Below are 21024 nucleotides of genomic sequence, written 5' to 3'. Positions count from 1 at the left end.
CGCGTTGCTACATGCCCATGCCGCCGTCGACCGGCAGGCCGATGCCGGTGATGAAGCGGGCCTCGTTCGAGCAGAGGAACACCGCGGCATCCGCGATATCGCCGACCTCGGCGAGCTTGCCGAGCGGTGTCTGCTCCACCACCGAGCCGACCGCGGCGTTGACGTCAGCCGCAAGGCCGATCTTCACAATGTCATTGGCGAGCTGCAGGCCCATGTCGGTCGGGATCAGGCCGGGATAGATGCAGTTGACGCGCACGCCGAAGCCGAGCTTGCCGGCTTCCATTGCCGCGACTTTCGTCATGCGATCGACTGCGGATTTGGTGCCGGAATAGACCGCGATGCTCGGGAAGGCGATTGTTGCAGCCACCGAGGCGATGTTGACGATCGCGCCGCCCTTGCCGGCCGGTCCGCCCGGCCTCATCGCACGAAGTGCGTGCTTCATGCCGAGCACGGTGCCGACGATGTTGACGTCGCACATCCGCCGCGCGTCCTCGGCCCTGATCTCGCTGACCAGCGAGGTGATCTCGATGCCGGCATTGTTGATGAGGATGTCGTAGCCGCCGAGCCTTGCGACGGTGGCAGCGACAGCCCGCTCCCATTGCGCGTCGTCAGTGACGTCGAGTTGTACGAAGCCTGTCTTCACGCCTTCCTTGGCGATGGCCTCGGCGCTGGCGCGGCCGGCATCCTCCAGGATATCGCCAATCATGACCGAGGCGCCGGAGTGCGCCAGTGCCTGCGCGATGGCCGCGCCGATTCCTCTCGCGCCGCCGGTGACCAGGGCTTTGCGGCCTTCCAGGGTCTTCCCACTCATGACGTCCTCCTCCGTTGCTTGTGATTGTTGTTCTGATTGTTGATCGGCGCCTTACGAGCCGTCGAACTTGGCCTTCCAAAAGATGTGAGGGGCAGGGCGCGCCGAAGTGCTGCTCCTGATCGGAGCCCGCGACTGTCCGGACTGCTTGAAACTGTGTGTGGGGCGCTGGCTGAGAAATGCAATCAGGCGGTCGTGCCGCCGTCCACAACGAGACCTGGGCGGGTCATCTGACTGACCTTTGGCGGCCGCGAGATCCTGCGGGTGCGCGCAAGCCGTCACCGGGGCGGATTTGCCCGTCAACTGACCCATCGTCTCCTCCCGAAACCCGACTTTTGTCGTGGTGAAAGAGAGGATGCCAAAAATTTGACAATCGTCAAGAATTTTCTATACGAGTGTCAAGATTATTTTTATACACTCGTCCAGGCGCGCTCGCCTGGGCGGATGGACTCGCGTATGGTGCGTCGATAAACCGAGATGCAACAGCAGGATATGATGAGTTCCCGAACCGTGACGAAACTGGCGCGACTGCCGCGGCAACCGGTCGACAAGTTCGCCGAACGCCGCGCCGAACTTGCAGAAGCCACGTTGCAGACGTTGTCAGAGCTGGGTTATGCGCGGACGAGCTTGCGCGAGATCGCCCAGAATTCCGCGTTCACGCACGGCGTTCTCCATTACTACTTCACCGACAAGTTCGATCTGATCTTGTGCAGCGTCCGGCAATACAAGGCCCATTGCGTCACGCGCTATGACGAGGTGACGGCACGCGCGACGTCAGCCGACGAGTTGCTGGAAGGCTTTCTCTCCGCGCTCGCGATCACCTTGCGCGAAGAGGGCCACCTGCACCGCCTGTGGTACGACATCCGTGCCCAGGCGATGTTCGAGGTCGCTTTTCGGACCGACGTCGCGGAGATCGACAAGAGCCTCGAGGATATGATCTGGCGGATCGTGTCTCGGTTGGCTGAACTCGGCGGGGTGACACTTGGAGTGACGCCCTCGGCGGCCTATGCCGCCATCGACGGACTGTTCCAGAACTATCTCCTGAAACATCTCTGCGGCGATCCAGGCGCGATCCATAATATGCAGGCTGACGTCAGACTCGTGATGACGCGTATCGCGGGCGGAGCGGCGAGAAGCGGCCCACGGACGTGAATATGAACGCCGCCAGCCAGAGTAGTGGCCCTGCCAAGCCGGGCCACCAAGGAATGAGGCCGGGAACCAGCACGAATAGTATGAATGGGATATCGGCAACCGCCAAAAGGGCACCGTTCATCCAATAGCCCTGTTTGCCGTTCCGCCAATTCAGGATCACCGCTATCAGGACACCCGCTATCGCGAAGAAGAGAAGATAGAAGGCGTCCTGCTGGAGCCGGCCGCGAACCATCCCGGTCGACTGCTCAGCGAGAGCAAAGACCGAATTCGCTGCCACCAAATGGAAGATGCCCCAGAGTACGTAAAAGCCGGCGCCGATTCTGGCCACCCATTTTGCCGCTTGCATGAGACGTCTCCCGGTCTAGCACTGTGAGATACCCCGGCATCGAGGTCGATGATGTGCTCGCCATAGCCGAACAGGTTGGCGTCCGAATCCAGAGGGGCAAAGCAGACCAACCCGTCGTTCGCGCGCCTAAGGTTTCCACCAAAGCTCCGAAAGCCGACGCCTGGCCTTTACGAGTACATACCCTAGCTCAGCGTGCGCAGCCACGCGCCGATGTCGCGCGCGGCGACGTTGGCCTGATCGAGCAGTTTGCCCATGGTGAAGAAGCCATGGAATTGGCCGGGAAAGGTTTGATAGGTCACAGCGACGCCCGCATCGGTCAACCGTTTGGCGTATTCCTCGCCTTCGTCGCGCAGGGGATCGGCGCCCGCGGTCACGACATAAGCGGGAGGCAGGCCGGCGAGGGTTTTGGCGCGGGCAGGCGAGGCGCGCCAGTTCTCGATATCGCTGGTGTCGTTGAGATAATGATCGGCAAACCAGCGGATCACGCTGTGCGTCAACAGGATGCTGGCTTCAAGCTCGCGATGCGAGGGATGCGTCATCGCAAAATCTGTCGCGGGATAGATCAGGACCTGTCCTGAAATCGAAGGGCCGTTGCCGTCGCGCGCTGCGATCGCAACCACCGCAGCCAGATTGCCGCCGGCGCTGTCACCGCCGACGATCAGCCGCGCGGTGTCGATGCCGAGTTGGTCGGCATGATCCCCAACCCATGCAGTCGCGGCAATGGCATCATCGACGGCGGCGGGAAACTTGTGTTCGGGGGCGCGGCGGTAATCGACGGAGATGACGATAAGCTGGCCTTCGTCGGCCAGCTTTCGGCACACCACATCATGGGTGTCGAGATCGCCGATGACCCAGCCGCCGCCGTGAAAGAACACCAGACATGGCGACAGGCCGTTCGATTGCCGCAGCGTTCCCGGCCGGTAGATCCGCGCGGGGATCGTGCCGCCGGGCGCGGTGATCGCCAGCGGCTCGACCGATTTCAGAAGCGGCGGATCGGGATTGGTGACGAGGCGGGCCTGGCGGTAATATTCGCGCGCCTCGGAAGGCGTGAGTGTCTCATAGGCCGGTCGACCGGCATCCTGGAACGCCTTGTAGACGAGGGCGGCGTCGGGATCGAGGGTGACGGACATAAGACGGTACCCCGGGGCGGGCGGCCTTGGCGGACGCGACTATTCCATCGACCGGGGGAGCTGGCCAGCCTCCCATCCGACGCGGCCTATAGCCGCCCTTTCCCCGCCGTATTCGGCGTGTTAACCGGAACGGCATGGGCGCGACGGTAAGCTTTTCAGTGTCGGATGCCCGATTCGCTTGTTATATCCGCGAGATGATCCGAACCCTGTTCCTGACGATATTTGTAGCCCTTGTCGCGGGCTTGACGGTCTCGCTTGCGCCGCCGGCGCACGCGCAGATTGGCAATATCTTTTCGGATCAGCCGCGACCGCCGGGCAGCGTTCCCCGTGGCGGCCAACAGCAGCAGCAGGCAATACCCGACGACGAAGAAGAGGTGCCGGAACTGCCGCGCGGCCGTTTGTTGCCGGCGCCTAACCGGCCGCTGCCGGGCCAGGGTGTGCCGGCGCCGGGAGCGGTGACGTCGCAGCCTTTGGCTCCGCCGCCCGGCACGACGGTCGTTCCGCAAAACCCGCAAGCTCCTGCTGCTGCGGGCGTGCCGCAGCCCAATCAGAATGTCGCGGTTGCACCACCCGGCGCCAACGTTCAACCGGGCCTGCGTCCGGGACAAAAGGGTGTGCCGCCGGCACCTGCGACCTTGCAGCCGGGCGACGAGGTCGTGACCGAGCCGCCGGCGCAGAAGATCGTCAACAAGAAGGCGAGTTTCTCAGGCCTGGACAAGATCACCGGCCGCATCATCAACTTCGATGAAGACATCGGCGAGACCGTTCAGTTCGGCGCGCTGCGCGTCAAGACCGACGCCTGTTACACGCGGCCGGCGACCGAAGCGGCCAACACCGACGCCTTTGTCGAGGTCGACGAAATCACCTTGCAGGGCGAGGTGAAGCGGATTTTTTCAGGCTGGATGTTTGCGGCAAGCCCGGGCCTGCACGGCGTCGAGCATCCGATCTATGATATCTGGCTGACCGACTGCAAACTGCCGGACACCACGGTCGTCAGCGTGCAACCGGATGCGCCGAAGCCACCGCCGCCGCCCGCGCCAAAACGGCAACCGGCGCCGAAACAGGTGCAGCAACAGCCGCGGCCGCTGCCGCCGCCTCAGGCGCAATATCAGCCGCCACCGCCGCCGCAGCCGCAACCTCCGCCGCAATCGGGCGGCCTGTTCGGCGGGATCTTCCGGCAGTAATTCTTGATCGCCTGGGGCTATCCGGTTTGATTCAATCAAGCCGGGGATTTGATTTTTTGGCGCGTTTTCTTCACGCGAACCGGCACCCACCCGTCTCCACCACGACTTCGCCGGGCCACTAGCTCACCCGGCCGCCGAAGCTTTGGCAAAGGCGGCTTCGCTTGAAAACGCTTTAGCCGCGTGTGGCGATGATTTCCAGCGCATGCGCGCCGCCGAGTGGCACATCAGCCGGCAGCTTGTAAAAATCAGCTTCGCCCTTGAGCGCCTTGTCGAGAAGCGCAGTGTAACGGCGGCGGGGGATTTCGACCGCGCCAAAACTGCGCAAATGCTCGGTCACATATTGTGTGTCGAGCAATTCAAAGCCGCCGGCGATCAGGCGTGCGACCAGATGCACGAGCGCGACCTTCGAGGCGTCGCGGGCGCGGTGAAACATGCTCTCGCCGAAGAACGCGCGGCCGAGATTGACGCCGTAAAGCCCGCCGACGAGATCATCGTCTTTCCAGACCTCGACGCTATGCGCGTGTCCCAATCCGTGCAGTCCGACGTAGAGATCGCGGATCCGCTTGTTGATCCAGGTATCGTCGCGGCCCGCCTGGGGCGCGGCACAGCCGGCGATCACCGCCTTGAAGGCGCGGTCGGCCGTCACCGTAAAGGCATCGGAGCGCACGGTGCGGGCGAGGCGCGAGGCGATACGAAAGCCGTCGAGCGGAATCACGCCGCGCATTTCCGGTTCGACCCAGAACAGGCTGGGATCATCGGCGCTCTCGGCCATCGGGAAGATGCCGCAGGCATAGGCGCGCAGCAGCACTTCGGGCGTGATTTCTGAATTGGCAGCGTCGCGCGACATCACGATGTAAAGGTTAGCAGGCTTCCGCGACCTGTGCGGCAAAACATTTGCGGCAAAACGTTACGAGTGCTGGTTCGCCGTCTCGGGGGCGGCCTTGGCGGGCGGCTTGCTGGCGGTCCGCGGAAAGCGAAGCACGATCCTTGTGCCGGAATGGGCCGGGTCACGCTCGACGCTGGCGGAAAGCTTTGTCGCCATCGCGCTGACGATGCGCTGGCCCATGCCGGTCGAGCGCGGATCGGTCTTGGCGTTGAGGCCGACGCCGTTGTCGGCGATCGACAGTTCGAGATCGGGGCCGCGGGCCACTAGGTCGACATGAATGGGACCGGCGCCATCGGGATAGGCGTATTTCACCGCGTTCATCACCAGCTCGTTGACGATGATTCCGATCGCAACCGCGCGATCGGGATCGATCTCGATCGGTTCAGACTTCACGGTCAGGCGCGACATCTTGTTGCCTTCGGCCGATCGCCGGAGATCTTCGAGCAAGGCGTCGAGATACTGGTTCAGCACCACGCTTTTCAGGTCGTGCGAGGTATAGAGTCGCCGATGAACCTGGGCCACGGCGGCGACGCGGCCCATGGCGTTGGTGAGCGCGGCCTTGACGTCGTCCTCCGCGGCCGAACTTGCTTGCAGATGCAACAGCGAGGCGATGATCTGCAAGCTGTTGCCGACGCGGTGATTGACTTCGCGCAACAGCACCTCGCGCTCGGCGGCAAGCGCCGCAAAGCGGTCGCGCGAGGCGTGCACCTCGGCCTCGGCGTCGTCGCGGGCCTTTTGCAGGCGCGCCTGCCGCAGCGCGCCGTCTACGGCGACCTGGAGCAGGGGAACGAAGTCGCCATGCACATCCTTGACCAGATAGTCGGCCGCGCCGGCCTTGAGCGCGGTGACCGCAATCTTGGAATCCTGCGAGGCGGTGACGAACACCACTGGCGGGGCACTCGGGATCGCCATGATCCGCTCAAGCGTTTCCAGTCCATCGAGACCCGGCATGTACTGATCGAGCGCGATGACGTCGATGCCACCCTGGGCCAGACGCTCCAACCCTTCCGTTCCGCCGTTCGCATGCACGACCTTCAGCCCAAGCCGCGTCAGACCGCGATCGACAAGACGTGCCAAGGCCTTGTCGTCGTCGATATAGAGCAGGGTGGGCGTCTCAGAGTTCATATGGCGGCAGGGGGCACCTGAATGACCGAGAAGAACAAGCCGAGCTGACGAATGGCGTTGGCGAAGCTTTCGTAATTGACCGGCTTGGTGATGTAGACGTTGCAGCCGAGTTCATAGCAGCGCTTGATCTCTTGCGAGTCGTCAGTCGTCGTCAGCACCACGACCGGCGTCGACTTGAGATGCTTGTTTTCCTTGACCCGTTGCAGGATCTCGATGCCGCCCATGTCGGGCAGGTTCAGATCGAGCAGGATCAGCAGGGCTTCTCCCTTGTGATCGAGACCGGAGCCATCGTTTCCGAACAGATAACGTACCGCCGTGGTGCCGTCGCTGAACGGAACGATTTCGTTATTGACGCCGGAACGCCTGATATTCCGTTCGATCAGACGGGCGTGGCCCTCGTCATCCTCGATCATGATGATGGAAACCGGTTTGCTCATGAATCCCTGTTCCGTTGATTGGCGTTCCACTTGACAGGAAGGGTTACTGTGAACGTGCTGCCTTTATCAAGTTCCGATGCCACCGACATGGTGCCGCCGAGCCGCCGCACAAGGGTGCGGACATGGGCAAGGCCAATGCCTTGCCCGGGCTTGTCCTGGAGGCCGGCCCGCCGGAAAAGATCGAAAATGCGCTGATGGTCTTTCGGGTCGATGCCGCGGCCGTTGTCGGTGACGTCGAAGATCGCATAGCCGAGTTTGGTGCGGCCCCGCACCGAAATTTCGCCGGGAACGCCGGGCTTGAGGTATTTGAGTGCGTTATCGATCAGGTTGGAGAATATCTGCTCCAATGCGAGGCGGTCGCTGGTGATGTCCGGCAACGGCTCAATATGAATCTGCGCCTCAGCCTCCGCTGACTGATGCGCCACCGTAGTCACGATCGCCTCGATCAGTTCTCTCACGTCAATCCGGACCGGATCGAATTCGCGCCGTCCCTCGCGCGTCAGGTTGAGGATGGCCGAAATCAGCCGGTCCATTTTTGCAATCGACGATTTGATGAATTCGAGCGCTTCGGAAAAGTTCGAAAGCAACTGCTTGTCCTGGGACTCCAGCGCGGGCTCGGCGTCGCTTCCTGTTTCCGGCAAAGCCGCCTCCGCTGTCGCCGCAAGATGAAGCCCCGCGATCCGCTTGAAGATATCGGTGCGCAATTCCTCGAGCTCGCTGGTAAATCCCATGATGTTGACGAGCGGCGAACGAAGGTCGTGGCTCACGATATAGGCGAAGCGCTGGATTTCGTTATTGGCCTCGCGCAGGTCGGTGGTGCGCTCGTCCACGGTGGCCTCGAGATTGAGGTTGCTGTCGCGCAATGCCGCTTCGGCTTCATCGCGTGCGCGGGTCGAGCGCCGCACCAGGAACACGGAGATGCCGGCCAGCAGGATGACGAGGCCCGACCCCACCACCGTCACGATGGAGGCCAGGCGTTCGGTGCGGTCGGCGGTCTCGGTACGCAGCGCAAACAGCCGCTCTTCTTCGGCCCGCAGCTGCCCGGCAACGTCCTCGATGCGCCGGACCGCTTCGCCGGTGTCCGACGAGCGCAGCATAGCGATGCCGCCCGCGGTATCATGCCGCTTGGCATAGCCGATGGCCCGTTCGAATTCGTCGAGCCGCGCCTGGACCGGTTCCCGCAGTCGGTTGGAATTGGCGATCTGGACCGGATTGTCGCCCGCCAGCTTGATCAGCTCATCGATATCGGAATGGACGTTGGAGGCCGAGGCCGAGTATTCCGCAAGAAAGCGCTGTTCTTCCGTGAGAAGGTAGCCGCGCGCGGCGCTCTCGGTGGTGCGAATGCGCAAGAGCAGGGTCGAAATCTGGTTCTCTACCTCGACCGTATGCACGACCCAGTCGTTGTCTTCACGGGCGCGGTCGACGAGGATGACCGAGAGCGCGCTGACGGCGACCAGCACGAGAAATCCCGCTGCAAGCAGCAAGGTTTGCCAAATGGCGCGCCCAACCGGCGCGCCCGGGTTGCCAATTGTCTCGCTAGACGAAATCAAAAACCCCCTGGCGGGATAATCGGGACAATAAAGATCCTGACGGAAATACTCCGCTCGATCAAAACGTGCGAGCGTTGCTTTGGTTCCGCGATTGGAACCACCCGGCTGGTACGCCGATGGCCTTCAGTTCGCCGTCTGGCCGGCCAGGTACTGCTCGAGCCAGTGAATATGATAATCGCCGTCGATAATATCGGTCTCCCGCACCAAAGCGCGGAACAGCGGCAGCGTGGTTTCGATTCCCTCCACCACCATTTCATCGAGTGCGCGGCGCAGCCGCATCAGGCATTCGGCCCGGGTCTTGCCGTGCACGATCAGTTTGCCGACGAGTGAATCGTAATAGGGCGGGATCACATAGCCCTGGTACACGGCGGAATCGATCCGCACGCCGAGGCCACCGGGCGGATGGTATTGCAGGATCTTGCCGGGCGAGGGACGGAAGGTCACGGGGTTCTCGGCATTGACCCGGCATTCGATGGCGTGGCCGTTGATCTGGACCTGGTCCTGCGTGGCCGGCAGATCGCCGCCGGCGGCGATGCGGATTTGCTCCAGCACGAGGTCGATCCCCGTGATCATCTCGGTCACGGGATGCTCGACCTGGATGCGGGTGTTCATCTCGATGAAGTAGAACTCGCCGTCCTCGTACAGAAATTCGACGGTGCCGACGCCGAGATATTTCATCTCCTGCATCGCCTTGGCGACGATGCCGCCGATCCGGTTGCGTTGGGCCGCATCGAGCGCAGGCGAGGGGCCTTCTTCCCACACCTTCTGATGCCGCCGTTGCAGCGAGCAATCGCGCTCGCCGAGATGGATGGCGCCGCCGCGGCCATCGCCCAGCACCTGGATTTCGATATGGCGGGGCTTCTGAAGATATTTTTCGAGATAGACGGAGGCGTCGCCGAAGGCGGATTTGGCTTCGTTCGCGGCGGTCGAGAGCGCGAGCGCGAGATCCTGCGCAGTCTGCGCCACCTTCATGCCGCGGCCTCCGCCGCCCGCGGCCGCCTTTACCAGTACCGGAAAGCCGATCTCCTTCGCGATGGCCATGGCGTCATCTCCGGGAGCGACAGCGCCGTCCGAACCGGGCACCACGGGAATACCGAGGCGTCTGGCGGTTTTCTTGGCCTCGATCTTGTCGCCCATCAGGCGGATGTGCTCGGCCTTCGGACCGATGAAATGCAGATTGTGCTCGCCGAGAATTTCGGCAAAGCGCGCATTTTCCGACAGGAAGCCGTAGCCGGGATGCACGGCGTCGGCGCCGGTGATTTCGCAGGCCGCCAGCAGCGCCGGCACGTTGAGATAGCTGTCCTTTGACGGCGGCGGACCGATGCAGACGCTCTCGTCCGCAAGCCGCACATGCATGGCGTCGGCGTCTGCGGTCGAATGCACCGCGACCGTCGAGATGCCAAGCTCCTTGCACGCGCGCAGGATGCGCAGCGCGATTTCACCACGGTTGGCTATCAGGATCTTGTCAAACATGGCGTCCCAAGAAGCGAATGGTGAGCCGGCATCGAGCGCAGCCTATCTGACGCTGCCTGCGGTTCGTTGCGCGGCCTCTATTCAATGATCACCAGCGGCTCGCCGAACTCCACGGGCTGGCCGTCCTCGACCAGAATCTGTGTGACGGTGCCGGCGCGCGGGGAGGGAATCTGATTCATCGTCTTCATGGCTTCGATGATCAGGAGCGTCTGTCCGGCCGATACCTTGCTGCCAACCTCGATGAACGGTTTGGCGCCGGGTTCAGGCGACCAATAGGCGGTGCCGACCATCGGCGAGGGAACAGCGCCCGGGTGCTTGCTGAAATCGGCGGCGGCAGCCGGCGCGCTTGCAGCCGCTGGCGCGGGCGCCGCTGCAGCGGCGAGGGGGGCTGCGGCCGGCAGCGAAGCGGCTATGCTGACGTTGCGCGCCACACGCACGCGAAGGCCGGCGCGCTCGATCTCGATCTCGGTCAGACTGGTCTCGTCCAGCAACAAGGCGAGTTCGCGAATGAGCGCTCCGTCGCTGGTTGCGAACTTTGCGGCTGCTTTGTCCTCAGGCTGGCGCGCCATGATCTAATCCAGAACTTTCTATCTCGTGGTTTTAAGGAGACCGTCGGGTCTTGTCGTTCAAGGCTTGTCTTTCAAGGCTTGGCTTTGACGCCGAGCTTGGCTGCAAGACCGTTGATCGCGAGGCGGTAGCCGTCAATGCCGAAACCTGCAAGCGTCGCGAAGGCGGCCTTCGCCGTGAACGAGTGATGACGGAAGCTCTCGCGGGCGTGGATGTTGCTGATGTGGACCTCGACCGTCGGGATTTTCACCGCGACCAGTGCGTCGTGGAGCGCGATCGAGGTGTGCGAATAACCGCCGGGGTTGATGACGATGCCCGCCGCTTTTTTGGCAAACGCGTCGTGAATGAAGTCGATCAGCTCGCCCTCGCGGTTGGATTGCCGGCAGTCGGCCTTGAAGCCGTATTTGGCGCAGGCTTCCGCGCACAGCTTCTCGACATCGGCGAGCGTGGCGTGGCCGTAGGTTTCGGGCTCGCGGGTCCCCAACAGGTTGAGGTTCGGACCGTTGAGCACATAGATCGTATCGGCAGCGGTTTTGGCCATCCAGGTACCGGTCATGTGGCGGTGAAGGCGGGTTATAGGTAACAAACCGGCGGGAGGGAAGCCTTTAGCCTGGAGGGGGCCGCTCCCAAATGCCTCATCCAGTTGGGAAAAACCCTGACAAAACCGACGTAAACCATTCATTTACCATGATGGTTGGTCGATGGATGCGGCCGACGCAGCGGTAGCGCAAACGGCCAAACGAACAGGGCGGGCCGCTAGGACCCGCCCCGGATTCGCGATGTCAGAACTTAGGATCAGGCGTCAAGCACGGCCACGATCTCAAGGGTTCGCGGATCTACCACCACGATTTGGTCGCGGACGAGGAAGAACTCATAGCCTCGCCAGTCCGGATAGATGGTCACGATTTCCGCCGGCAGCGGGTGGAAGCCAACCTCACGCGGCACGCGGGTGCCGATCGAAATCGCGAAGTTGACGTTGGTCACGGGCGCGATGTGCTGGTCGCGGATGACCGTCGTGACCTTGGTGCGCTGCTCGGTGGTCAGCTTCGCGCCCGCACCAGCCTGGCCGGTCGTTTGCGAACGCTCGCCTTCCTTCGCGCCCATGGTCGTGTTGTTGCGATCCTGACGGCCTTCCTCCGCACGGTTTCCGCTGCGGTCTTCGCGGCTCTCGGCCTTCATGTCCTTGCCGGGGGCGGCCTTGTCGTTTTGCGAGCTCTTGGAGCGCTCGCCGCCCTTGATGTCGCCCTTGGTATCTTGGGCCGACTTCTCCTGAGCCTGTGACTTCTCCCCGGACTGAGCGGACTTCTCGCTCGCGCCCATCGAGCCGGACTTCTCCTGCTGCGCGCTATGACTGGCCGGACCGCCCTTTGGTTCGGCCTGGCCGGACTTCATGCCACCCGGCGCAGTCTCATGGCTCGCTGCGCCGCCCGACGGTGACGACGGTGCGCTCTGCTGCGTCGCTGCGCCTCCGGCGGCTCCGCCTTCACGGCCGCCACCCATGCCTTGTGCATTGGCGAAACCGGTCCCGGCGATCAATGCCGCAGTTGCGACTGACATCATCAAGCGATTATTCATCGAAAATTCCTCCTCACGAAGTTTGCACTGCCCGCGCGACAACGAAAGGGGGGTGGCGATGTTCCTCCATTTTGATGGTTCCATCGCTTTTGTTTGATGAACCGCCGATAAACGCGGAGTGCTACGCGGAGTCACAACGCGGCAATGTCCGCAAAACAAAGAGGCCGGCGATATCGCCGGCCTCTCACCAAAGAAGTTCGCGCGATGTGCGACTCAGTGCCGCTGAGCGGTTAACAGGTCACCTTGCCGCAGCGGGCGATGCCGATCTTCTCTTTCAGTCCCTCGACGCCGATGGCGCCGACGACGACCTGCTTGCCGATGACGTAGCTCGGCGTGCCGTTCATGCCCATCGATTCGGCGAGCTTGAAGTTCTCGTCGATCGTAGCTTTCGCCTCGGGGCTTGCCATGTCCTTTTCGAGGCGGGCGACGTCAAGGCCGGCTTCCTTCGCCGCTGCCAGCGCCCGCGCCTTGTCGGCCGGGCCGCGGCCGCCGAGCAGCCTCTGATGGAAGTCCAGATATTTGGCGCCGCCGGGATCCTGCATCCGCACCGCGACTGCGACCTTCGCAGCTTCCACCGAGCCTTCGCTCAGCACCGGAAATTCCTTCAGCACCACCTTGAGCTTCGGATCGGCTTTCATGAGGTCCATCATGTCGGTCATCGCGCGCTTGCAGTAGCCGCAATTGTAATCGAAGAACTCGACGAAGGTGACGTCGCCGCTCTTGTTGCCGAGCGTCACGTTGCGGGGCGAATTGAAGATCGCCTGCGAATTCTCCGTGATGCTCGCTTCGTGCTTTGCAGCCTCGTCGGCGGCCTGGCGCTTGTTCAATTCGTTCATCGCCTCTTCGAGCACTTCCGGATGGGCGATGAGATAGTTCTTCACGATCGTCTCGATCTCGCCGCGCTGACCGTCGGAAAAGGTCTGGGCCGAGGCGGGCGCCGCGCAGAGCGCGAGCGCAAGCAAAGCGGGAGAGAGTAGGCGGAGCGGGGACATCGGATGGTTCCTCGGTTTTCTCTAATTCGGGGCGTTACTGGTTCGCATCAGAATCGGGTTGGCGCGCGGGGCCTAAAAAGCGACCTGTTCGATCCTGAGATGATCCTGTCTGAAACTGAAATTTGGGTCCGTCTTTCTTTCCGCCGGCAAGCTTGGCCTGCACGATATCGTCGGCCTTGACCCATCCGGGCGTCCCGATAGCAAACCGGGTCTTGGCGCGAGAGGCGAGATCACGCGCGGTCTTGTTGTCACCGCGCAGGAACGCCGCCTGGGCCGATGCGAGATCGGCTTCCGCCAGATCGCCCTTTCGCGCAAACGCCATCGCAAGCTGGGTATAACCGAGCGGCTGTTCGGTCTCGCGGGCCATCGCGTTGCGCAAGATATTGATCGCTTCCTCAGTGTAGGCCTTGTTGTCGGCCCCCACGAGCGCCTGTCCAAGTAAAATCTCGATGAGCGGCGCGTTATTGGACAGCGTGACCGCCTTGCGCAGCGAGGGAATGGCTTCCGTCGGCTTGCCGCCTTCAAGCAGCGCCTGGCCGCGCAGCTCGTAGAAATAGGGATTGTTGGGCTGGACCTGGATCAGCGAGTCAATCTGGCCGAGCGCGTTGTTCAAATCGCCATGAAGGTAGGTCGCGATCGCATGGGCATAGCGCGCGGGCAGGCTGGTATTGGACAGCGGGTAGCGGCGGTAGACGGTATCGGAGCGTTCAAGAAAGCCGGAAATCTTGGCGCGCACCATGTCATGGCGCATTTGCAGCGCAGGATCATCCTTCTTGTCCCAATAGGGGCTGGAGCGGGCGAGTTCTTCCAGCGCGGCGACGCGTTCGGCCGGCATCGGATGCGACTGATAATAGGGGTCGGCGCCGTGAGCGGAGAACAGGCTGTCGTTGGTGAAGCGCTTGAAGGTCTCGTACATGCCCTTCGCGGATTGACCGGTCGCGGTCAGGAACTTGACCCCGGCGCGGTCGGCGCTCTCCTCCTGCTGGCGCTGGTAGGAAAGCAGGTTGCGCAGGATCATGTTCTGCGGTCCTGCGAGCACGGCAGCACCTGCGTCCGCCAGACCGACATTGCTGTTGCTGCGCGCGCCCGCGGCCAACGCACCGGCGCCAAGCAGCATCGCAATGATCATCTGTGTCTGCGCCGCGGCCAGTTGCTCGCGCAGGCGCGAGAGGTGACCGCCGGCCAAGTGGCCGGTTTCGTGCGCCAGCACCCCGATGATCTGGTTCGGCGTCTCCGACTGCATCAATGCGCCGCTGTTCACGAAAATGCGACGGCCATCGGCGACAAATGCGTTGAACACGGGCTGATTGATGATCGTGACCTGGATATTCTGCCTCTCGAGGCCGGCGACACGAAGGACCGGCTTCGTATAGTCGCGCAGGAGCTGCTCGGTCTCGGTGTCACGCAGGATCGCGAGCTTTTCTTCCTGGGCGAAGGCGGCCGTCGGGGCCGCGACAAGGGCGATCGCGGTGGCGATCGCTGTCAATCTGGTCGTTTTGCGGAGAAGGGCTAGTCGCAACAGCATCAACAAGTCTTTATCGATTGGCGGCGGGTTTGATCCGCGATATGCCCTAACAATCCGTGGAATAAGGCTAGTCTGGGGCGTCAGAACCGGAACATGAAACCTGTAGCAGATATCGATGCTTGAAGCGACATTGAGCGAACGAGCCAAAACCGTCCTGACCGCAGCCTCCGGCCGCAGCGATGTGCCGGCGTTCATGGTGATGGACGTGATGGCGGCGGCGGCCCGGATCGAGGCCGCGGGCGGCCACGTGATCCATATGGAGGTGGGGCAGCCCGCTGCCTCGGCGCCAAAAACAGCCATCCGGGCGGCCCATGCCGCGCTTGATTCGATGCGGATCGACTACACCGCAGCGCTGGGAACCCCGAGCTTGCGGGAACGAATTGCGCGCCACTATCGCGAAAGTTACGGCTTTGCCGTCGATTCCAGCCGGGTCGTGATTACCACTGGCTCCTCGGCCGCCTTCATCCTGGCCTTCATGGCGATGTTTGAGCCGGGTGACCGGGTCGCGGTGACCGTTCCCGGCTATCCGCCGTACCGGCATATTCTCACCGCGCTGGGTTGCGAGCCGGTATTGATCGAGACATCGAGCGAGACCCGCCACGCGCTGACGGGAGAAGCTTTGCTCGCCGCACACCGCAAGGCGCCGCTCAAGGGTGTCCTGGTCGCAAGCCCCGCCAATCCGACCGGTACGATGATGTCGCGGGAGGCGTTGAACAGCCTGATTTCGGCGGCCGAAGCCGCCGGCATCCGGTTCATCTCGGACGAGATATATCACGGCCTCGATTACGCGTTCCCGGCGGTGACGGCGGCGGAACTCTCTCCCGACGCGCTCGTGATCAATTCCTTCTCGAAGTATTTCTGCATGACCGGCTGGCGCGTCGGCTGGATGGTCGTGCCCGAACCGCTGGTGCGGCCGATCGAGCGATTGCAGCAGAACCTCTCGATTTCCGTGCCGACATTGTCACAGATCGCGGCCGAAGCCGCCTTTGACGGCTCGGCGGAGATGGAGGAGGTGAAGCGCGGCTATCTGGAGAACCGGCGCATCCTTATCGAGGGCCTGCCACGCGCCGGCCTGACCAAATTTCTGCCCGCCGACGGCGCGTTCTATCTTTATGCCGACGTTTCGGACTTCACATCCGACAGCTTCAAATTCGCGAGCGAAATGCTGGAAAAGGCGAATGTCGCAGCCACTCCAGGGGTCGACTTCGATCCCATTCACGGGCGGCAGTTCATCCGCTTTTCCTATGCGCGGTCGGCGCAGGAAATGCGTGAGGCGGTGGAGCGCATTGGCCAATGGCTGAAGTGACGCGGCCAAAACGAAGGCTAGTGGAGTGGATTTGACATTCGCTACCAACCTAGCCGCGAGTTCGGCAAGCGAATGTCAAATCCAAAACTCCACTATAAGCCTATATTTGCTAGTGGTCCTTTGATTCTAACATTCGCAAAAGTGGCCGCTGAAACGGGATGCGAATGTTAGAATCGGACCACTAGTCGGCATTGACACGGCTCGGCCAATCGATTTTGGCTTGAAATCAAGAAAATCTGGGGAGGGGAGTGCGATGGCGCCCACAACTGTAACCACACCAGCGGCGGTCCGCCCGGCCAAACCCTGGTACAAGATTCTCTACATCCAGGTGCTGATCGCCATCGTGCTTGGCGCCCTCGTGGGTTGGAAGTTCCAGGATTTCGCCACCAGCGACTGGGTCAAGGCGCTCGGAGACGGCTTCATCAAGCTGATCAAGATGGTGATCGCGCCGATCATCTTCTGCACGGTGGTGTCGGGCATTTCGCACATCCAGGATGCCAAGAAGGTCGGCCGTATCGGCATCAAGGCGCTGGTGTATTTCGAGGTCGTCTCGACCTTCGCGCTGGTGATCGGGCTTGTGGTCGGCAACCTGGTCCGCCCCGGCGCGGGCTTCGGCGGCGCGATGGCGAGCGCCGACAAGGTGGCCACGTATGCCGAGCAGGCCAAAGCGCAAAAGAGCGTCGACTTCTTCCTGCACATCATTCCGGACACGGTGGTCGGCGCGTTCGCCAACGGCGAGATCTTGCAGGTCCTGCTGTTTTCGATCCTGTTCGGCTTTTCGCTGATGGCGCTCGGCGAGCGCGGCCACACGCTGCGCTCCTTCATCGATGATGCCGCGCAGGGCGTGTTCGGCGTCATTTCGATCGTCATGCGGGCTGCGCCGGTCGGCGCCTTCGGTGCCATGGCCTATACCATCGGCAAGTTCGGCACCGGCGCGATCCTCAATCTGGTCGGCCTGATCGCCACATTCTATCTCACCGCCGGGCTGTTCGTGATCGTGGTGCTCGGCATCATCGCGCGCGTCGTCGGCTTCTCGATCTTCAAGTTCCTCGCCTATATCAAGGACGAACTCCTGATCGTGCTCGGCACCTCTTCATCGGAAAGCGCGCTGCCGTCATTGATGGAAAAGCTCGAACGGCTCGGCTGCTCGAAGTCGGTCGTCGGCCTTGTGGTGCCGACCGGATATTCCTTCAATCTCGACGGCACCAACATCTACATGACGCTGGCGACGCTCTTCATCGCGCAGGCGCTTGGTTTCGATCTGACGCTCGGGCAGCAGATCACGATCCTGGTCGTTGCCATGCTCACCTCGAAGGGCGCTTCGGGAATTACAGGGGCGGGATTCATCACGCTGGCTGCAACGCTTGCCGTGGTCGATCCCCGTCTCGTGCCGGGCATGGCGATCGTGCTTGGCATCGACAAGTTCATGAGCGAGTGCCGTGCGCTGACCAATCTGTGCGGCAACGGCGTCGCCTGTGTCGTGGTGTCGTGGTGGGAGGGCGAACTCGATCGCGGCCGCCTGGAAGCCAATCTCAACAAGCAGGTCGATCCGACCGATATCGAGACCGCAGTCACGACCAGCTAGCCAGCAGATCCAGCAGATCTTCCAGGGAAAAACCGCCCGGTTTTGCCGGGCGGTTTTTTGTATCTCGCGTCGAAGAACCTATTCGCCGCCGCCGAAGCGCCGCGACCACCATCCCGCGCGACGCGGCGAAGTGTCTGACGTTGCTTCGGGAGCCGGCTCAGTCGGTGTTTCGGCCGCCGGCGGCGGTTCAGCTTGACTGTAACCGGCTGGGGCGGGCTCCGGCGCGGCATGCGAGCCAAAGCTCACCTTTTCGCGCACCGTCGAACGGCGCCGCGCAGCCTTCTCGGACTCGTGCGCATCCGCCTCGGCCGCGGCTTGAACAGGCGCCGAGGCTTGAACAGGTAACGGCTCCACGGGGTGCGGTTCGGGTGCGTACTGGTCCGACGAAGGCGACAGGTGCGATGTCACTTCATCGAAGTCGGCCACCGCGTTCGCGGCCTCCGGCGCGGAAACGGGTCCGAGCTCGTCGGTAATCGATCCGGCAAGGCCTTCTTCAGTCCCGCCACGCCGGCGGCGTCCGCCACGACGGCCGCGGCGTCTCGGCCGCCGCTCGCCTGATCCTTGATCGGCACGGGCCTGGTTCGGCTGTTCGTCACCTTCGTCGTTGTCGGCTTCGTCGTCGGCCAGTTCGGCCTCGGGCGATGTGGAGGCTTCCGCGAACGCATTGTCGTCGCGCGGCGCGCCGTTTTCGCGGGGCTCGCCGCCGCGACCACGCCGCCGCCGGCGCCGCCGCCGACGCGGACCGTCGCTTGCGGCCTCCGAACCTGCTTCGCCGCCGGCGAACTCGTCGGAAAGCCCCTCGCTCTCTTCGGTTTCCACCTCCGATTCGGACTCGGCGTCGAGAAACTCCTCGTCGTCGAAGGCTTCTTCCACCACCGCCGGAGCGGCGGAGGCTTGTGCCACCAGCAGCGCCTTGGCGGCTTCCAGCGTGTGCACCTGTTCGCCGCGATCGATCACATACGACTGCTGACCGCTCACGGTCGGGTCGGCGATCACGGCAAGCGTCACCTTGAAGGAGTTTTCGAGATCGCGCAGATGGCCGCGCTTGTGGTTGAGAACATAAAGCGCGACGTCGGTGCGGGTGCGCACCACCAGATTGTGGGTCGCGCCCTTCATCAGAACTTCCTCGAGGCCGCGCAGCAATTGCAGCGCAACCGAGGAGACCGAACGAACGTGGCCGCTGCCACCGCATTGCGAGCAGGGTTCGGTGGAGCTTTCAAGCACGCTGGCGCGGATGCGCTGGCGCGACATTTCGAGCAGGCCGAAATGCGAGATGCGCCCGACCTGAATTCGCGCCCGGTCCTGGCGCAGGCAATCGGACAGCTTGCGCTCGACCGACCGGTTGTTGCGCTTCTCGTCCATGTCGATGAAGTCGATGACGATAAGGCCGGCGAGATCGCGCAGGCGGAGTTGTCTTGCGACCTCTTCCGCCGCCTCGAGGTTGGTCTTGAGCGCGGTGTCCTCGATGTGATGTTCGCGTGTCGAGCGTCCGGAGTTGACGTCGATCGAAACCAGCGCCTCGGTTTGGTTGATGACGATGTAGCCCCCCGATCGCAGCTGCACAGTCGGCGAGAACATCGCGTCCAGCTGGCTCTCCACGCCCATGCGTGAGAACAGCGGCTGGCCGTCGCGATATTGCTTCACGGCGCGCACGTTGGAGGGCATCAGCATTTTCATGAAGTCGCGCGCTTCGTGGTAGCCGGCCTCGCCCGCCACCAGAATCTCGTCGATTTCCTTGTTGTAGAGATCGCGCAGCGAACGCTTGATCAGCGAGCCTTCCTCGTAGACCAGCGTCGGCGCTTGCGACTTCAGCGTCATGTCGCGCACCGTCTCCCACATCCGGATCAGGTATTCGAAGTCGCGCTTGATTTCGGGCTTGGTGCGGGAAGCGCCGGCGGTGCGCAGGATGATCCCCATGCCCTCCGGCACGTCGAGGTCCTGCACCACTTCTTTCAGCCGCGAGCGGTCCTGGGCGGAGGTGATCTTGCGGCTGATGCCGCCGCCGCGGGCGGTATTGGGCATCAAGACCGCGTAGCGGCCTGCGAGCGAAAGGTAGGTCGTGAGCGCCGCACCCTTGCTGCCGCGCTCCTCCTTGACGACCTGCACCAGCATGACCTGGCGCCGCTTGATGACTTCCTGGATCTTGTACTGACGGCGCGGACGGAACGCGCGCTCCGGCACCTCTTCCAGCACGTCGTCGCCGCCGACGGATTCGACAAGCTCTTCCTCGACCTCGTCGCCTTCCTCTTCGTGCGCTTCTTCGCCATCGGCGGCGGGATGCGCCTCGCCGGACGATGCGGCATGTTCTTCATGAGAGGCGCGCTGTTCGCTCGCATACCCGGCATGAGCGGCGTTTTCCGCCGCAACCTCGTCCGCCGTGGCCTCGTCGCTGGCATGGCCTTCGGGCGCGTCGTCATCGTGCGCGCCTTCTTCGGGAGCCTCCCGCAGGGCCTCCGAAATATCGACAGCGGCTTCCGCCTCGCTTACGCGCGAGTCGGCGGAAAGCGCGGGTGCTTCGGCATGGGCATCGTCGTGATGATGTTCATCGTCGTGATGCTCGTGGTCCGACGCATGTTCGTGATCGTCGTGGTGGTGGTCATGATCATGGTGGTCGTGATCATGCGCAGCTTCTTCGTGGTGTTCGGCGTGATGTTCACCCTCGTGGAGGTGCTCGTCGTGGTGGCCTCCCTCGGCGTGAGCCTCGCCGGCCGATCCTTCAGCCGAGCGGTCGAAGCTGGAGGAGTCGACGACCTCGCTCTGAACCCGCTCGCCGTGGCCGCGGCGTCGCGATGAGCGATGGCGCGAACGGCGGCGGCTGGCGCGGTTTTCGGATTCTTCTTCCGCCTCGCGATGGGCGCGTTCATCCGCCTCGATCAGCGCCTGACGGTCGGCGACCGGTATCTGGTAATAGTCGGGATGAATTTCGCTGAAAGCGAGAAAGCCGTGGCGGTTGCCGCCATATTCGATAAACGCGGCTTGCAGCGACGGTTCGACGCGGGTGACCTTCGCCAGATAAATGTTGCCGCGCAGTTGTTTGCGTTGCGCGGTTTCGAAATCAAATTCTTCGACGCGATTGCCGCGGACCACGACGACCCGGGTCTCCTCCGGGTGGGTGGCATCGATAAGCATCTTGTTGGGCATTTTGTAACTCTTGACGGCGGCGGGCGCGCAGAGCGGCACGCGCAAATTGCACGGCCGGATGACGCGACGGTCCACCTGATTCGGGGGTGAGGGGAAGGCCGAAACGCGTCGTCGAGCGCCTCGCCGAACACGTTTCCGGGGAGCGACAACGACGTGCGCGGCTTGCGCCCCGCATCGGCGATATCTTTCCCTGGAGTGCCGGCAACACAGTCTGGCGCATTAAGCGTCGGCCCGTCTGAGTA

General features: G+C 62.8%; 18 protein-coding genes. 4 read left to right on the top strand and 14 right to left on the bottom strand.

From position 1 onward, the window contains the following. Nucleotides 1-7: 7 nt before the first annotated feature. Entirely contained in the window at nt 8-811 is an 804-nt protein-coding gene (locus BUA38_RS34770) for an SDR family NAD(P)-dependent oxidoreductase (RefSeq protein WP_072825269.1), read from the bottom strand. A 492-nt stretch (nt 812-1303) separates the two neighbouring features. Between BUA38_RS34770 and BUA38_RS34765 the strand changes: the two genes are divergently transcribed. Beyond that, on the top strand, nt 1304-1960 hold the full coding sequence (locus BUA38_RS34765) for a TetR/AcrR family transcriptional regulator (RefSeq protein WP_244553140.1): 657 nt from the start codon (nt 1304-1306) through the stop codon (nt 1958-1960). On the opposite strand, the gene BUA38_RS34760 is transcribed toward BUA38_RS34765, so the two are convergent. After that, the gene (locus BUA38_RS34760) at nt 1902-2306 is read right to left on the bottom strand and encodes a hypothetical protein (protein ID WP_072825265.1); all 405 of its coding nucleotides are present in this window, start codon (nt 2304-2306) and stop codon (nt 1902-1904) included. The genes BUA38_RS34765 and BUA38_RS34760 overlap by 59 nt on opposite strands. Before the next feature lie 182 nt (nt 2307-2488). Continuing rightward, entirely contained in the window at nt 2489-3436 is a 948-nt protein-coding gene (locus tag BUA38_RS34755; protein WP_072825263.1) for an alpha/beta hydrolase, read from the bottom strand. Nucleotides 3437-3630: 194 nt separating this feature from the next. Here BUA38_RS34755 and BUA38_RS34750 point away from each other — a divergent pair, with 194 nt between their 5' ends. Continuing rightward, entirely contained in the window at nt 3631-4620 is a 990-nt protein-coding gene (locus BUA38_RS34750) for a DUF2155 domain-containing protein (RefSeq protein WP_072826672.1), read from the top strand. A gap of 172 nt (nt 4621-4792) precedes the next feature. Here BUA38_RS34750 and aat read toward each other — a convergent pair whose 3' ends face one another. The 10 genes from aat to BUA38_RS34700 form a co-directional block, all read right to left on the bottom strand. Beyond that, nucleotides 4793-5470 carry a leucyl/phenylalanyl-tRNA--protein transferase gene (aat, locus tag BUA38_RS34745; RefSeq protein WP_072825261.1) on the bottom strand — a complete coding sequence of 226 codons (678 nt, stop codon included), beginning with the start codon at nt 5468-5470 and terminating at the stop codon, nt 4793-4795. A gap of 57 nt (nt 5471-5527) precedes the next feature. After that, the gene (locus BUA38_RS34740) at nt 5528-6631 is read right to left on the bottom strand and encodes a sensor histidine kinase (RefSeq protein WP_072825259.1); all 1104 of its coding nucleotides are present in this window, start codon (nt 6629-6631) and stop codon (nt 5528-5530) included. Beyond that, nucleotides 6628-7068: a response regulator gene (locus BUA38_RS34735; protein ID WP_072825257.1), complete on the bottom strand. Its 441-nt coding sequence runs from the start codon at nt 7066-7068 to the stop codon at nt 6628-6630. The genes BUA38_RS34740 and BUA38_RS34735 overlap by 4 nt, the downstream gene beginning before the upstream one ends. Continuing rightward, entirely contained in the window at nt 7065-8552 is a 1488-nt protein-coding gene (locus BUA38_RS34730) for a sensor histidine kinase (protein ID WP_244553139.1), read from the bottom strand. The genes BUA38_RS34735 and BUA38_RS34730 overlap by 4 nt, the downstream gene beginning before the upstream one ends. A 189-nt stretch (nt 8553-8741) precedes the next feature. Beyond that, entirely contained in the window at nt 8742-10091 is a 1350-nt protein-coding gene (gene accC / locus BUA38_RS34725; protein WP_072825255.1) for an acetyl-CoA carboxylase biotin carboxylase subunit, read from the bottom strand. A 77-nt stretch (nt 10092-10168) separates the two neighbouring features. Beyond that, nucleotides 10169-10660 carry an acetyl-CoA carboxylase biotin carboxyl carrier protein gene (accB, locus tag BUA38_RS34720; protein ID WP_072825253.1) on the bottom strand — a complete coding sequence of 164 codons (492 nt, stop codon included), beginning with the start codon at nt 10658-10660 and terminating at the stop codon, nt 10169-10171. A 71-nt stretch (nt 10661-10731) separates the two neighbouring features. Continuing rightward, nucleotides 10732-11199 carry a type II 3-dehydroquinate dehydratase gene (aroQ, locus tag BUA38_RS34715; RefSeq protein ID WP_072826670.1) on the bottom strand — a complete coding sequence of 156 codons (468 nt, stop codon included), beginning with the start codon at nt 11197-11199 and terminating at the stop codon, nt 10732-10734. Nucleotides 11200-11453: 254 nt separating this feature from the next. Beyond that, the gene (locus tag BUA38_RS34710) at nt 11454-12233 is read right to left on the bottom strand and encodes a DUF1236 domain-containing protein (protein WP_072825251.1); all 780 of its coding nucleotides are present in this window, start codon (nt 12231-12233) and stop codon (nt 11454-11456) included. Between the two features lie 230 nt (nt 12234-12463). After that, nucleotides 12464-13225 carry a DsbA family protein gene (locus tag BUA38_RS34705; protein ID WP_072825249.1) on the bottom strand — a complete coding sequence of 254 codons (762 nt, stop codon included), beginning with the start codon at nt 13223-13225 and terminating at the stop codon, nt 12464-12466. A 34-nt stretch (nt 13226-13259) separates the two neighbouring features. Next, nucleotides 13260-14750, bottom strand: a complete 1491-nt coding sequence (locus BUA38_RS34700) for a M48 family metalloprotease (protein ID WP_083587888.1) — start codon at nt 14748-14750, stop codon at nt 13260-13262. A 115-nt stretch (nt 14751-14865) separates the two neighbouring features. Here BUA38_RS34700 and BUA38_RS34695 point away from each other — a divergent pair, with 115 nt between their 5' ends. Beyond that, nucleotides 14866-16056 carry a pyridoxal phosphate-dependent aminotransferase gene (locus BUA38_RS34695; protein ID WP_072825247.1) on the top strand — a complete coding sequence of 397 codons (1191 nt, stop codon included), beginning with the start codon at nt 14866-14868 and terminating at the stop codon, nt 16054-16056. Between the two features lie 253 nt (nt 16057-16309). Further along, complete coding sequence (locus BUA38_RS34690) at nt 16310-17641, top strand: dicarboxylate/amino acid:cation symporter (protein WP_072825245.1); 1332 nt, start codon at nt 16310-16312, stop codon at nt 17639-17641. A 78-nt stretch (nt 17642-17719) separates the two neighbouring features. On the opposite strand, the gene BUA38_RS34685 is transcribed toward BUA38_RS34690, so the two are convergent. Beyond that, nucleotides 17720-20782 carry an Rne/Rng family ribonuclease gene (locus BUA38_RS34685; RefSeq protein ID WP_072826669.1) on the bottom strand — a complete coding sequence of 1021 codons (3063 nt, stop codon included), beginning with the start codon at nt 20780-20782 and terminating at the stop codon, nt 17720-17722. Nucleotides 20783-21024 lie beyond the last annotated feature (242 nt).

This window comes from Bradyrhizobium erythrophlei (assembly GCF_900142985.1).
Classification (GTDB): domain Bacteria; phylum Pseudomonadota; class Alphaproteobacteria; order Rhizobiales; family Xanthobacteraceae; genus Bradyrhizobium; species Bradyrhizobium erythrophlei_B.
The sequence above is the reverse complement of the archived record's forward strand: the minus strand, read 5'-3'. Positions and strand labels throughout refer to the sequence as shown.

Coding starts and splice junctions, on each gene's coding strand:
- BUA38_RS34770 (WP_072825269.1), bottom strand. CDS start 811: ATGAGTGGGAAGACCCTGGAAGGCCGCAAAGCCCTGGTCACCGGCGGC.
- BUA38_RS34765 (WP_244553140.1), top strand. CDS start 1,304: ATGAGTTCCCGAACCGTGACGAAACTGGCGCGACTGCCGCGGCAACCG.
- BUA38_RS34760 (WP_072825265.1), bottom strand. CDS start 2,306: ATGCAAGCGGCAAAATGGGTGGCCAGAATCGGCGCCGGCTTTTACGTA.
- BUA38_RS34755 (WP_072825263.1), bottom strand. CDS start 3,436: ATGTCCGTCACCCTCGATCCCGACGCCGCCCTCGTCTACAAGGCGTTC.
- BUA38_RS34750 (WP_072826672.1), top strand. CDS start 3,631: ATGATCCGAACCCTGTTCCTGACGATATTTGTAGCCCTTGTCGCGGGC.
- BUA38_RS34740 (WP_072825259.1), bottom strand. CDS start 6,631: ATGAACTCTGAGACGCCCACCCTGCTCTATATCGACGACGACAAGGCC.
- BUA38_RS34735 (WP_072825257.1), bottom strand. CDS start 7,068: ATGAGCAAACCGGTTTCCATCATCATGATCGAGGATGACGAGGGCCAC.
- accC (WP_072825255.1), bottom strand. CDS start 10,091: ATGTTTGACAAGATCCTGATAGCCAACCGTGGTGAAATCGCGCTGCGC.
- accB (WP_072825253.1), bottom strand. CDS start 10,660: ATGGCGCGCCAGCCTGAGGACAAAGCAGCCGCAAAGTTCGCAACCAGC.
- aroQ (WP_072826670.1), bottom strand. CDS start 11,199: ATGGCCAAAACCGCTGCCGATACGATCTATGTGCTCAACGGTCCGAAC.
- BUA38_RS34710 (WP_072825251.1), bottom strand. CDS start 12,233: ATGAATAATCGCTTGATGATGTCAGTCGCAACTGCGGCATTGATCGCC.
- BUA38_RS34705 (WP_072825249.1), bottom strand. CDS start 13,225: ATGTCCCCGCTCCGCCTACTCTCTCCCGCTTTGCTTGCGCTCGCGCTC.
- BUA38_RS34700 (WP_083587888.1), bottom strand. CDS start 14,750: ATGCTGTTGCGACTAGCCCTTCTCCGCAAAACGACCAGATTGACAGCG.
- BUA38_RS34695 (WP_072825247.1), top strand. CDS start 14,866: ATGCTTGAAGCGACATTGAGCGAACGAGCCAAAACCGTCCTGACCGCA.
- BUA38_RS34690 (WP_072825245.1), top strand. CDS start 16,310: ATGGCGCCCACAACTGTAACCACACCAGCGGCGGTCCGCCCGGCCAAA.
- BUA38_RS34685 (WP_072826669.1), bottom strand. CDS start 20,782: ATGCCCAACAAGATGCTTATCGATGCCACCCACCCGGAGGAGACCCGG.